General features: G+C 68.1%; 12 protein-coding genes. 8 read left to right on the forward strand and 4 right to left on the reverse strand.

Going from position 1 to position 13,091, the window contains the following annotated elements; genetic code table 11:
* From BLQ10_RS22345 to BLQ10_RS10135, 3 genes are all read left to right on the forward strand, one after another.
* The coding region (locus BLQ10_RS22345; protein WP_368086507.1) for an LGFP repeat-containing protein at positions 1–298 on the forward strand (298 nt) is incomplete at its 5' end.
* A 265-nt stretch (positions 299–563) separates the two neighbouring features.
* On the forward strand, positions 564–1,709 hold the full coding sequence (locus BLQ10_RS10130) for a class I SAM-dependent methyltransferase (RefSeq protein WP_091561375.1): 1,146 nt from the start codon (positions 564–566) through the stop codon (positions 1,707–1,709).
* Positions 1,710–1,865: 156 nt separating this feature from the next.
* Positions 1,866–3,068, forward strand: a complete 1,203-nt coding sequence (locus BLQ10_RS10135) for an ROK family transcriptional regulator (RefSeq protein ID WP_091561377.1) — start codon at positions 1,866–1,868, stop codon at positions 3,066–3,068.
* Between the two features lie 25 nt (positions 3,069–3,093).
* Here BLQ10_RS10135 and BLQ10_RS10140 read toward each other — a convergent pair whose 3' ends face one another.
* Positions 3,094–3,291, reverse strand: a complete 198-nt coding sequence (locus tag BLQ10_RS10140; RefSeq protein ID WP_091561380.1) for a hypothetical protein — start codon at positions 3,289–3,291, stop codon at positions 3,094–3,096.
* Between the two features lie 424 nt (positions 3,292–3,715).
* Here BLQ10_RS10140 and BLQ10_RS10145 point away from each other — a divergent pair, with 424 nt between their 5' ends.
* Positions 3,716–4,717, forward strand: coding sequence for a methylenetetrahydrofolate reductase (locus BLQ10_RS10145; RefSeq protein WP_091561383.1), 1,002 nt, complete (start codon positions 3,716–3,718; stop codon positions 4,715–4,717).
* 79 nt (positions 4,718–4,796) lie between these two features.
* Entirely contained in the window at positions 4,797–7,160 is a 2,364-nt protein-coding gene (metE, locus tag BLQ10_RS10150) for a 5-methyltetrahydropteroyltriglutamate--homocysteine S-methyltransferase (protein WP_091561538.1), read from the forward strand.
* Positions 7,161–7,323: 163 nt separating this feature from the next.
* Here the strand turns inward: metE and BLQ10_RS10155 are convergent, their stop codons facing one another.
* Complete coding sequence (locus BLQ10_RS10155) at positions 7,324–7,830, reverse strand: DUF2004 domain-containing protein (protein ID WP_026537142.1); 507 nt, start codon at positions 7,828–7,830, stop codon at positions 7,324–7,326.
* Positions 7,831–7,943: 113 nt separating this feature from the next.
* Here BLQ10_RS10155 and BLQ10_RS10160 point away from each other — a divergent pair, with 113 nt between their 5' ends.
* Positions 7,944–9,341, forward strand: a complete 1,398-nt coding sequence (locus BLQ10_RS10160; RefSeq protein ID WP_091561385.1) for an aldehyde dehydrogenase family protein — start codon at positions 7,944–7,946, stop codon at positions 9,339–9,341.
* A gap of 15 nt (positions 9,342–9,356) precedes the next feature.
* Here the strand turns inward: BLQ10_RS10160 and BLQ10_RS10165 are convergent, their stop codons facing one another.
* On the reverse strand, positions 9,357–9,578 hold the full coding sequence (locus BLQ10_RS10165; RefSeq protein ID WP_091561388.1) for a hypothetical protein: 222 nt from the start codon (positions 9,576–9,578) through the stop codon (positions 9,357–9,359).
* 96 nt (positions 9,579–9,674) lie between these two features.
* A complete protein-coding gene (locus tag BLQ10_RS10170) occupies positions 9,675–10,595 on the reverse strand; it encodes a LysR family transcriptional regulator (protein ID WP_091561390.1) in 921 nt (306 codons plus the stop codon).
* Positions 10,596–10,849: 254 nt separating this feature from the next.
* On the opposite strand from BLQ10_RS10170, the gene BLQ10_RS10175 reads away from it, so the two are divergent.
* Together BLQ10_RS10175 and BLQ10_RS10180 are read left to right on the forward strand one after the other, a co-directional pair.
* A complete protein-coding gene (locus tag BLQ10_RS10175; RefSeq protein WP_091561392.1) occupies positions 10,850–12,316 on the forward strand; it encodes an NAD(P)/FAD-dependent oxidoreductase in 1,467 nt (488 codons plus the stop codon).
* Positions 12,313–13,089: a DUF1365 domain-containing protein gene (locus BLQ10_RS10180; protein WP_091561394.1), complete on the forward strand. Its 777-nt coding sequence runs from the start codon at positions 12,313–12,315 to the stop codon at positions 13,087–13,089. The genes BLQ10_RS10175 and BLQ10_RS10180 overlap by 4 nt, the downstream gene beginning before the upstream one ends.
* The last annotated feature ends 2 nt before the right edge of the window (positions 13,090–13,091 follow it).

The following is a 13,091-nucleotide window of genomic DNA, read 5'->3' on the forward strand; positions in this document are numbered from 1 at the left end:
CACGGTCGGCTACGAAAAAGGCAAACTCGGCTACCCGGCCAGCAAGGAAATCTGCGGGTTGCGCAACGGCGGCTGCTACCAGAGATTCCAGGGCGGCACCATCCACTACGCCCCGGGCGTCGGAGCATTCCCCACCTGGGGCGGCATCCGGGCCGCGTGGGCCGCTCAAGGCTACGAAAACGGACGGCTCGGCTATCCCACCACCAACGAGATCCCCATCGGCGGCGGCAGCGTCGCCCAGAACTATCAGGGAGGACGGATCTCCTGGTCCCCGGTCACCGGCACTAAGATCACGTAATTCACAGGCACGGGGGAGTGCGCCCATAAGTGGTACCCGGCCGCGTGAGGGTCCATCCGATGGGCTGCGGGCCGGCCTCGTCCACCATCGGCGCCAACCGTGCCGGCCGGGCCGCCGTGGCGGAAATCGTCACGCTGCTGGCCGGTTCGGGATAACGTAAAGCGTTGCAGGGCAGCACGCGGAGGGCGGATCCACCGGCCCTGCAACCGGACCCACACCCCCTGCTAATTACCCAAGACCGAGAAGAAACGGCGGCCTAACGCGCGTGGCGGACAACAGCATCGAATCCCTCTTTGCCCGGCTGAGAAGATTCCCGGACGTCGAGGCCGCCAACCTGCAGGCCTGGGACGCCACGGACAGACTCCTGCTGGACACTGCCCTTGAGATGCGTGCGGCCGGAATGCTGCAGCCCGGGGCACGGCTCGCGGTGGTGGGGGACCGGTACGGGGCCCTGACGCTCGGGGCCCTGACGCTCGGGGCGCACGCCGTCCGGGTCCACCAGGACCTCATCACCGGTGAACGGGCGCTGCGGGCGAACGCCGAGGCCCTGGCGTTCTCCGCCGGCTTCGAACACTTTCCGTTGGGCGCCGGCCTGCTGGAGGGCGCCTCCCTGGTCCTGCTCCAATTGCCCCGGTCCCTGGCAGAACTTGAGGAAATCGCCGACGCGGTGGCCCGGTACGCGGCGCCCGACGTCGTGCTTTTGGCGGGCGGCCGCGTCAAACACATGAGCCTGGGCATGAACGCCGTGCTGGCGCGCCACTTCGAGGACGTCCAGCCCCAACTGGCCCGGCAGAAATCACGGCTGCTGCTGGCCCGGCGCCCCAAGCCGGTCCCGGCCGCGCTGCCCTTCCCGGTCACTGAAGTCAATGACGAACTGGGCCTCACGGTCTGCGCACGCGGCGCCGTCTTTGCCGGCACCGGGCTGGATATCGGGACCAGGTTCCTGCTGGACTTCCTGCCCCGAATGCCGCATGCCACCCATGCCGTTGACCTGGGCTGCGGCACCGGGATCCTGGCCGCGACGTACGCCCGCGCCAACCCCGGAGCCCGCGTCACCGCCACCGACCGGTCCGCGGCCGCCGTCGACTCGGCCCACGCCACCGCCCGCGCGAACGGCCTGGACGGCCGGATCGACGTGCTTCAGGACGACGCCATGAGCTCCCAACCGGACGCCAGCGCCGACCTGGTCCTGCTCAACCCGCCCTTCCATCTGGAAGCGGCCGTCCACTCCGGCGCAGGGATCAAGCTGATCGAAGCGGCCGGCAGGGTGCTCGCCCCGGGCGGGGAACTCTGGACCGTATTCAACAGCCACCTGCACTACCGGCCGGCACTCGAACGCCTGATCGGACCCACTCGCGAGGTCGGCAGGAATCCGAAGTTCACCGTGACGGCAAGCACCCGGCGGCCGTAGCGGGAGAAACTTTGCGTCTGAAAGGCACAAGTGTGGGCGCACGCCTGCACGTAACGTACGATTCTGACAACTGCTGTGCGTGGCCAAAGACGTTTAGAGGTATCAGTGACCGAGTTCCGGCAACCCTCTCCGAGGCGAGGGACCAACCTACCGAAGATGGGTGACTTCAACCTCACGGTCATCTTGGACGCCATCCGCCGCGCGCCGGGCGGCTTGAGCCGGGTGGAGCTCGCCCAGATCGTCGGACTCTCGCCGCAGACCATCTCCAACATCTCCCGCCGCCTGCTGGACCAGCACCTGATTGTCGAGGCAGGCAAGGAAGGCACCGGACCGGGCAAGCCAAGGACCATGCTCCGGCTGAATCCCGCAGGAATGTATGCCGTGGGCGTCCACCTGGACCCGGCCGTACTCACGTTCGTCGTGCTGGACCTGCTCGGCGCCGTCGTCAGGCACTCACGGATCACCACCCCGCCCGGCACCGACCCCCGGGCGGTCATTGACACCGTCTCGGAGGAAATCAAGCGGCTCATCATGGACTCCGGGGTGGACCCGGAACGGATCGCCGGGCTGGGGGTGGCGACGCCAGGCCCCATCGACCTCAACGAGGGCGCCGTCGTTGACCCGCCGCTGCTGCCGGGCTGGGACCACGTGGGGCTACGGGATGCCATGGCCGAAGCCACGGGCCTGTCGACGCTGATGGACAAGGACGTGACCGCCGCAGCCGTGGCCGAAACCTGGGCCGGCGGCCCCAGCGGCGAGGGCAGCTTTGTCTTCATGTACATGGGGACCGGAATCGGCTGCGGGATCGTCCTCAACGACGAAGTGGTCCGCGGGACCTCGGGCAACGCCGGGGAAATCGGGCACATCATCGTGGACCCGGGCGGCGCCCTCTGCGACTGCGGACAGCACGGCTGCGTGAAGTCCTCCGCCATCCCGCAGGTCCTCGTGGCGCAGGCCGAGGCGGCCGGGGTGCTGGACGGTTCGCTCCAGGACAGGAGCGCGCCGGCGGTCCAGGAGCGCTTCGCGGAATTGTGCGCGATCGCCGACGCCGGCAACGAAGAGGCCAAAGAAATCATTCGACGATCCGCTGTGCTCGTGGCCCGCGCGGTCTCGGCCGTCACCAATGCACTGGACGTGGACCGCGTGGTGTTCGGAGGCCCGTTCTGGACGTGCCTGTCAGCGGCTTACCTGGAGCTAATCCCTGGCTTGGTTGACGCGAACAGCGCCACGCGGAAGATCCACGGGATCGAAGTGGTCGGCACGGGAGTGGGCGACGACGTCGGCGCCGTCGGCGCCGCCTGCCTGGTGCTGGAACACACGCTGGCCCCGCGCTCCCAGCGGCTCCTCCTCGAGGGATAGACGTCTCTGGAGGACTAGCCGGGCGTCAGTCGATGTCCTCAACCACCGTCCCATACGGGATCGAGTCATCCAGATGCGCCTGGTGGCCATGCGGAAGCACGAGCACCCGGACGCCGTGCGAGCGCTCCGCGGCCGACTGCATGAGGACGGGCCGCACGGTGTTGATGAAGCTCTCGCTCTTGCCGTCGAGGTACTCCTTGTAGCTGGCTGGAAGCTGAATCATGGCAACAGGATAGTCCTGACCGGCCGCGTTGGGGAGAGCGGCCCGTACTAGCCGGAAACCGCCCCTTCGGCGAACATTATTCTGCCGGGCACCGCAAAATGGCCGTAAAGGTGCGTCTTAATTCGGGCGCCGACTTGAAGACCCCGGGGCACGGGCCTTAGAGTTCTATACAAGTTACCTCAGTAACGTGTCAGCGATTCTCCGTTGAAGGCTGCCCCCAAGGCCGCCCAGGAGGGTGTGGGTGCCCCCATGTGGGCCTGACATTTGCTCACGGACAACTTCGTATCAGGCGTAACAGTCGCGGCTGCGCCCTGCTGAAGTTCCCTCCGTGTTCCCCAAACTCAATTCACTGACAGCAGTGTTTCCGTTTCCGGTCATCCGAGTTCCGGTCTCCTGACGGCAGTGTTCACAGCCAAGGACGCAAATGTCACCACCAAGCCTTATCGATACCCATCCCAATCTTGCCGGTGCGGCCCCGGTTGCGCTGTCCTACGAGCTGTTCCCGCCGCGGTCGCCCGCAGCCGCGGAATCCCTCTGGACCACCATCGGCGAACTGGAAGCCACGGACCCGGACTATGTGTCCGTGACCTACGGGTCCAACGGCTCCAACCGCAGCACCGCCGTTGAACTGATCAACCGGCTGGTGCAGGAAACGACGCTGCGGCCCCTGGCGCACCTGACCTGCGTCGGGAACTCCCCGCAGGAACTGGCGGAGATCATCGGCGACCTGCTCGACGTCGGCGTCCGCGGTATCCTCGCCCTGCGCGGAGACCAGCCCAAGGACGGCGCCACCCCGCCGCCGGGATCGCTCCGGTACGCCCAAGACCTGATCGAACTCATCCGCCGGGTGGAGCAGCGGCGCTCGGCGCTGCTGTGCGCCGGCAAGGTCGCGGTCGGCGTCGCTGCCTACCCGACCCGGCACCCGGAATCCCCAAGTGAGGCGCACGACGTCGAGGTCCTGCTGGCCAAGCAGCGCTCCGGCGCCGACTTCGCCATCACCCAGGTCTTCTTCCACACCGAGCAGTACGCCGACCTCCTGACGCGGGCACGCCGGGCCGGGGTGACCATCCCGATCATTCCCGGGGTCATGCCGCTAACCAGCCTCCGCCGGCTCGCCCGGCTCGGCGAACTGACCGGCGTGGAACCGGCCCCGGAACTCATCGAACGCCTCGCGGCCGCCGACACTGACGCCGAACGGACCCGGATCGGCGTCAGCGCCACGGTTGATCTCGCCAACGCAGCCCTGGCCGCCGGGGCCCCCGGCATCCACCTCTACACGTTCAATGAGCACGCCGCCGCCCTGGACGTGCTGGACAAACTCGCCCTGCCCCGCCCGCGAAGCAGCAACCGGCAGGGCGGAAACCGGCACGGCGCCGGCCGCATCGACGCCTCCCGGCGTGCCGCCAGCGGCCAGCTCGCCAGCTGAGCACCCCACCACCTTCGTCATCTGTCAACGACAACTTCAAGGACTTCCCATGACTGAACTTCCCATCACTGAACTTCCCATCACTGAACAGCGCACTTCCCCCAGCAGCAGCGCCTTCCCGTCCGCCTCGATCCTCGGCTACCCGCGCATCGGCCGCCGCCGCGAACTCAAGAAGGCCGTCGAGGCCTACTGGGCCGGCAAGATCGACGCCGAAGCCCTGGACGCCGCCGCCAAGGAAATCCAGCTCGGCACCGCCAAGCGCCTCCAGGGCCTCGGCCTGACCGAAGCAGCGGCCATCCCCGGCACCTTCTCCTACTACGACCAGGTGCTCGACGCCGCCGCCCACCTCGGCGCCGTGCCGGCCCGCTTCGGGAACCTCCTCAACGCTGACGGACAGCTCGACATCGACGGGTACTTCACCCTGGCCCGCGGCAACAAGGAACAGCAGCCGCTGGAAATGACCAAGTGGTTCGACACCAACTACCACTACCTCGTCCCCGAAATCGGCCCGGAGACCAACTTCGCGCTGACCTCCAACCGGATCGTCGAGGAATTCGAATACGCTCTCGCCAACGGGGTCCAGACCCGCCCGTACATCGTCGGCCCGGTCACCTTCCTCCTGCTGAGCAAGGCCTCCGACGACGCCCCGGCCGGCTTCAGCCCGCTGTCCCGGCTCGAGGACATCCTCCCCGTCTACACCGCACTGCTCCGGAAGCTCGCCGCCGCCGGCGCCAGCTGGGTCCAGCTCGACGAGCCCGCCCTCGTGGTGGACCAGGACACCCCGGCCGTGGAAATCCAGGCCGCCGTCGCCCGCTCCTACGAGGCCCTTGCCGCCACGGCCCAGCGCCCGCAGCTCTTCGTCTCCACTCCGTACGGCGCGCTAAACGGCCAGCTCGGCACCCTCGCCGCCACCGGCATCGACGCCCTGCACCTGGACGTCTTCAAGGGCGAGGTGCCGTCCGCCGCGGCCCTGGCCGCGCTGGGCAACAAGACCCTCGTCGCCGGCGTCGTGGACGGCCACAACATCTGGCGCAACGATCTCGCCGCCTCCGCGAACAAGATCGCCGAACTGAAGAAGTCGGTGGCCAAGCTGGCCATCAGCACGTCCACCTCTACCCAGCACGTCCCGCACGACGTCGACGAGGAACTCCAGCTGTCCGAGCAGCTGCGCAGCTGGCTGGCCTTCGCCGACCAGAAGGCCGTGGAGGTGGTGACCCTCGCCGGTCTGCTGAGCGACGAAGCAACTGGTGTTCAATCAAGGGATGTCCAGCCCGCCATCGACGAGGCCACCCGCGTCATCGCCTCCCGCGCCGAGGCCGAGGGCGTCCGCCGCGGCGACGTCCGGGACCGCACCGCCGCACTGACCGACGCCGACTTCAACCGCTCTGCCTACGCAGTCCGCGAGGCAGCCCAGGAGAAGGCGCTGCACCTGCCGCCGCTGCCCACCACCACCATCGGCTCCTTCCCGCAGACCTCGGAAATCCGCACCGCCCGGGCCCGCGCCAACCGCGGCGACCTCACCACGGAGCAGTACGAGCAGCTCATGAAGGAAGAGATCAAGCGCGTCGTTCAGCTGCAGGAAGAGCTCGGCTTCGACGTCCTGGTCCACGGCGAGCCTGAGCGCAACGACATGGTCCAGTACTTCGCCGAGAACCTCGAAGGCTTCGACGTCACGGTGCACGGCTGGGTCCAGTCCTACGGCTCGCGCTGCACCCGCCCGTCCATCCTGTGGGGCGATGTCACCCGCAGCGCCCCGATCACGGTCGAATGGGCCAAGTACGCGCAGTCCCTGACCAACAAGCCGATGAAGGGCATGCTCACCGGCCCGGTCACCATCCTCGCCTGGTCGTTCGTCCGTGATGACCAGCCGCTCGGCGAGACCGCCAACCAGGTGGCGCTGGCCCTCCGCGACGAGATCGCCGACCTTGAAGCGGCCGGCATCAAGGTCATCCAGGTCGACGAGCCCGCCCTGCGTGAGCTCCTGCCCCTGCGCAAGGCCGACCAGCCCGCGTACCTGGACTGGTCGGTGAAGTCCTTCCGCCTCGCCACCGCCGGCGCAACGGACGCCACCCAGGTCCACACCCACCTGTGCTACTCCGAGTTCGGCGCCATCATCGACGCGATCGACGGCCTCGACGCCGACGTCACCTCGATCGAGGCCGCCCGCTCCCGCATGGAGGTTGTGCACGACCTCGAGTCCCACGGCTTCGGCCGCGGCGTGGGCCCGGGCGTCTACGACATCCACTCGCCCCGGGTCCCGGGCGAGCAGGAAGTCACCGAGCTGCTGAGCACCGCGGTCAAGCATGTTCCGTCCCGCCAGCTCTGGGTCAACCCGGACTGCGGCCTGAAGACCCGCGGCTACGCCGAGACCGAAGAGTCCCTGCGCAACCTCGTCACGGCCACCAAGACGGTCCGCGCCGAACTGCTTCAAGCCGCCAAGTAAGAAGCCGCCGAGTAACCCGCTTCACCCAAGTACGACGCCGGCCGGTCACCTCGCAAGGTGGCCGGCCGGCGTCGTACGTTCTTCGTCATCGATTGCTGAGTAGCCGCCCTTTTGAGCGCTCAAAAGGGCACCTACGGAGCAGTCGGTTCAGGATGCCAGCGATTCAGGATTCCCAGAGGATTTCGTCGTCGACGACGCCGTCCTCATCTGCGGAGGCGACCAGGACCTCGTCGGTGAAGTGCTGGCCCAGCGTGAAATCGAGGACGAAGTAGCGTTCTGGCTGGCCGGGGTAGATGCCCACGTGGCCGAGCTTGAGCGCCTTGAGGAAGACCTCGTCGGTCAGCTGGCTCTTGTCCTCGACGCCGAAGACCTTTTTGAGGTGTTCGTCCTTGATCGCGTTGCAATGGAAGTGGCGGTACTCCTGCGGGCTGGTGCCTTCCTGGTCCAGTTCCTCGGCGATCATTTCGCGGACCTGGTCCACGAGCTCGGGCAGGAAGCGCAAGCGGTAGTCAACTTTATGCATGGCCGCTTCGTCGAAATGGTCATGCGCGTTGACATTCAGGTCAAGCTCCACGGTCTGGCCCGCCAGCTCATGCGTGGCGGTGAGATTATGTTCCCTTCCGTGGTTGAGCTCGACCTCGCCGAAGTGCTTGCTCGCTACCTTGTTCATATCTTCAACATAGTCCTGAAAACCGGACCATTCCAGCGTTGGCGAGTTTTCCGGTCCCGGAGTCTTATCCGGTACCCCGCCGGCGGACGGCAGCATGACTGTACATTGATCGGATGCAGCATGTAGCCTCATCCGTCGTCCGTGCCCGGGCCGTGTTCGACGCCGGGACCACCCGGCCGCTCACCTGGCGGCTGGATCAACTGCGCCAGCTGCGGCGCATGCTGGCCGAGCGGCACGCGGAGTTCGCCGAGGCCCTGGCCAAGGATGTGGGCAAGCACCGCACCGAGGCGCAGCTGGCGGAGATCGGGTTCGTTGACGCCGAGGCGGCACACCTTGAGCGGCACCTCGAAGGCTGGCTGCGGCCCCGCCGCGTGCCGGTGCCGCTCGTAGCGCAGCCGGCCCGCGCCTGGACCGAACTCACTCCGCTGGGCGTGGTGTTGGTGATCGGGCCGTGGAATTACCCCCTGCAACTGCTGCTTGCCCCGCTGGCCGGAGCCCTGGCAGCGGGGAACACGGTGGTGCTCAAGCCGAGCGAACACGCCCCGGCCACCTCGGCCGCGCTGGCGCGCTGGGTTCCCGAATACCTGGCCGGCGCCGCCGAGGTGGTCGAGGGCGGCATCCCGGAGACCACAGCGCTCCTGGCCGAACGCTTCGACCACATCTTCTTCACCGGGGGAGAGGCCGCAGCCAAGGTGGTGATGCGCGCGGCGGCCGAGCACCTGACCCCCGTGACGCTGGAGCTCGGCGGCAAGTCCCCGGCCTATGTCGATGCGTCCACGGACCTGGCCACGGCGGCCAAACGGATCGCCTGGGGCCGGTTCATGAACGCAGGGCAGACGTGCGTCGCCCCGGACTACGTCCTGGCCCGCGAGGAGATCCTGGAGCCGCTGCAGGCCGAGCTGATCAAGGCCGTCGCGGCGCTCTTCGGAACGGACCCGGCGGCGAGCCTGTCGTACGGCCGGATTGTCGATGACCGCCATTTCGCGCGGCTCGCTGCCCTGGCCGACGCCAGCACGGTGGTGCACGGCGGACAGCGCGACGCCGCCAGCCGCTACTTTGCGCCGACCCTGCTGCGCCCTGCCCCCGGCGACGCCGTCATGGCGGAAGAGATCTTCGGGCCGCTGCTGCCACTGGTGCCCGTGCGCGGGCTCGACGCGGCTATCGAGGAGGTCAACGGACGGGCCAAACCGCTGGCCCTCTACGTCTTCAGCAAGGATCGGGCCACGCGCCGTGCCTTCGCCGAGCGGACCTCGTCCGGGGCGCTGTGCTTCGACGTTCCGGCGGCCCACCTGTCCGTCCCCGGGCTTCCCTTCGGCGGGGTCGGCGGCAGCGGCATGGGGGCATACCACGGGGAACATTCGGTGCGGACGTTCTCGCACGAGCGCCCCACCCTGGACAAGCCGCTGAGGCCGGACACGCTGGAACTCCTCTACCCGCCGTACACCCGGACCAAGCACCGGCTCATCGACGCGCTGGTGGCGCCGGTGGGAAAGCGGATTCGGAAGCGCTGAGCGCCCGCCGCCGGGCTACCCCGCTTGCTCGCCGTCCCATTCGACCTCGACCCACCGCTGCCCCTCGTCGTCCCAGGACTCCGAGTGGCCCAGCAAAGCGATGTCCTCGAAGCTCGCCTCGATGCCATGGCGCTTCAGGGTGTCCCGGAGTTCCTCGGTGGCGGCCCGGACGGCCGCGGCGATTACTTCGGGGTTGTCGGAGGAGACGGGACGGGAGGCTGAATAGCTTTTGTTCATGGACCCAATCCTTCTCGATCGGGCTCCGCATGGAAACCCCACCTCAGGCCATTCAACGCAGGCCTTCAACGCAGGCCTTCAGCCCGGCCCTTCAGCTCAGTCCTTTCGTGCGGTGCCGAGCCTGTGCATCGTCTCGGCCAGCAGCTCCACGAACAACTGGACCTGGGCGGTCCGCTTCTCGTTGATCAGCAGCGCGAAAACATTCCGGGCCAGCCGGATCTCCGGAACATCGAGGACCACCACGCCGGCCGGCCGGTGCCGCAGGGCGAGTTCGGGGACCAGCGCGGCGCCGAGCCCGGCGGCCGCCATCTCCAGGCTGGCGTGGAAGTCATCGCTGTAGGCCACCACACGGGGGTGCAGGTTGCAGCTCGCGAAGAGGCGTTCGATCACCGTGGCGTCGGACGTGCCCGGGTGGTGCATGATCCAGGGCATGTCCGACAGATGCGGGGCTGCCACCTTGGAATCCGTGCCGATGCCCCAGGCTGCCGGCAGCACCACCCGGAAGTCGTCGTCGCCGATCCACTGCCGGTCCACGGTGTGCGGCCACGCGAGGCCGGACTGTCCCACCTGATACACCAGGGCAACGTCGAGTTCGCCGCCTGTCCGCAGCCCCTGGATGGTCTGGGCCGGTTCCGCGACCGAGACCCGCAGGTCGATGCCGAGCTTCTTCCAGGCCGGGTTCTGCAGGATCGGCGGCAGCACATAGGTGGCGAGGCTCGGGAATATGCCCAGCCGCAGCTCCTGGCTGGGGCTCTCCTTCGCCCGGGAGGCGGCGGCCATGAGTGTCTCGATGTCCGTTAGAACCTTGGCAGCGTGCCGTGTCATCACGACGGCGGCTTCCGTCGGCTGGATGCTGCGGGCCGCCCGCTGGAACAAGGTGACGCCGGTGTCGCGCTCCAGCGCAGACATTTGCTGGGAGACGGCCGAGGCCGTGTAGCCGAGCCGGGCCGCGGCGGCCGCAAACGATCCAAGCCGGATCACTTCCACAAGGGTCCGCAGATGGACGGGATTGATCAAGGGCTGCCCTTCGCCTGGTAGCGGGTCCACGGAGACGGGACCGGAATTCCCGCTTCATTCTGGCACATCGGCCTTCCCCGGGCCCCACCCAGGCCCCGGATGCCGGCGCCACAGGCGCCGGCGTAAAAGACGGAGTGAAAGCCGAACTGAAAAATTCCGGAAGTCATACTCATCCGGCCGCCCGACGGCGACGAATTGCCCACAAGAGACTTCGGGCAAGACAACATTTCGGGCTAAACAACAGGAGCAGACCAGTGTCGCAAGCAGCAGGGATTCCGGCAGGCCGGCGCGTCGCCGTCATCGGCAGCGGAGTGGCGGGGCTGACCGCCGCGTACGTGCTGAAGGGGCAGGACCGGGTTACCCTCTTCGAGGCGGACGCCCGGCTCGGCGGCCACGCCCACACCCACGATGTGCCGCAGCAGAACGGGCCCACCCTGGGCGTGGACACCGGCTTCATCGTCCACAACGAGCGGACGTACCCCACGCTCCTGCGCCTGTTCGCCGAGCTCGGCGTCAAAACCCAGGACTCGGAAATGAGCATGTCCGTCCGCTGCGACGGCTGCGGACTGGAATACGCCGGCGCACGGCCCAACGGGAGCGGCATCATTCCCCGGCCGTCCACCCTGCTGCGCGGCCGCTACCTGCGGATGCTGCTGGAAGTCACCCGGTTCCACCGCCGCGCCCGCGCCCTGCTGGCCGAACCCGCGGCGGGCCCGGACACGGTCTCAGGCACCGGCACCGGAACCGGCACAGAACTCACGTTGGGCGAGTTCCTGGCCCGGGAGAAGTTCAGCAGCTACTTCATCTCGCACTTCATGACCCCGGTGGTCAGCGCCGTCTGGTCCTGTGACCCCACCACCGCGCTGGCCTACCCGGCCCGCTACCTGTTCACCTTCCTGGGCCACCACGGCCTGCTCGGCGTCAAGGGCTCGCCGCAGTGGCGGACAGTCACCGGCGGCTCGCGCAGCTACGTCGACAAGGTGGCAGCGACCCTGCCGGACATCCGGCTCGCCAGCCCCGTCACCGCGGTGCACCGGCACGACGACGGCGTGGACATCACCTCCGCGCTCGGTGCCGGGACCGTGCGCGAGACCTTTGACGCCGTCGTGATCGCCACCCACCCCGCACAGGCCCTGCGCATGCTCACCGATGCCTCCGCCGCCGAGAGGGACGCCCTTGGCGGCATGCCGTACTCGGTGAACCAGACCATCTTCCACCGCGACGAAGCCGTGCTGCCGGCCAGCCCCAACGCCCAGACCTCCTGGAACTACCGGCTCCCGTCCTGCGACGCCCGGCCGGACAAGGTCCTGGTCAGCTACGACATGACCCGGCTGCAGCGGCTGGAGCCCGCGGACGGCGGCCGGTACATCGTCAGCCTCGGCGAATCCGAACTGGTCGACGACGCCGCGGTCCTGGACCGGATGGTCTACGAGCACCCGCAGTACACCCCGGAATCGCTGCAGGCGCAGCAGCGGATCCTCGGACTCGGCGACGAGCGCCTGGCGTTCGCCGGCGCCTACCACGGGTGGGGATTCCACGAGGACGGCGCCTTGTCCGGCCTCAAGGCCGCCGCCCGGCTGGGCCGCGACTGGGACCCGGTCAACATCGGCACTGTCAACATCGGCACTGCGTCCATGGACCCTGTGGCCGTGGACCCGGACCTCCAGCCGGCCACTCTTCAGCCGGCCACAGTTCAGCCGGCCACAGTGGAGGCGCCATGAGCGCCCGGGTCTCCATCCACCGCACTGCCACTGACCAGGCGGCCATCTACCGCGGAGCCATCTACCGCACCGTCATCTCGCATGTGCGGCGCACCCCGCTGCGCAACGCCTTCACCTACCGCAGCTACAGCTGGTATGTCGACGTCGACCATCTTCCGCAGCTGCCGCGCCTGCTCCGGCCGCTGGCCGGCTTCCGGGTGGAGGACCACCTGGGCGATCCGGACGGCACGCTGCGCGGCAACGTGGAACACTACCTTGCCACCCAGGGGATCAAGCTCGACGGCGGACGCATCACCATGCTTGCCAGCGCCCGGGTGTTCGGGCACGTCTTCAACCCGCTGAGCGTGTTTTGGTGCCGAGACGGCGCCGGCGAGCTGCGCTGCGTCGTCGTCGAGGTGCACAACACGTACGGGGAGCGGCACTGCTACCTCCTCGAAACGGACGGCGCAGGCCGGGCGAGCGTCCCGAAAGCGTTTTACGTCTCGCCGTTCAACGACGTCGACGGCGAGTACCGCATGAAGCTCCCCGAACCCGGCGAACGGCTCGCCGTATCGATCGTCCTGGAACGGGAGGGCCAGCAGCCCTTCATCGCCACCATGGACGGCGCCCGCCGCGAAGCGACCCTGCGGAACATCGCGTCCGCGGCGCTCGCGGTTCCCCTGGCCCCGCTGCGTGTCGCGGCGCAGATCCGCTGGCAAGGCATCAAGCTGTGGGCGCGCCGCCTGCCCATCATCAAGAAACCACACCACCCTTCACAGGAGGCAGTTCAGTGACA

It is taken from the genome of Arthrobacter sp. ok362 (genome assembly GCF_900102785.1).
Classification (GTDB): Bacteria; Actinomycetota; Actinomycetes; order Actinomycetales; family Micrococcaceae; genus Arthrobacter.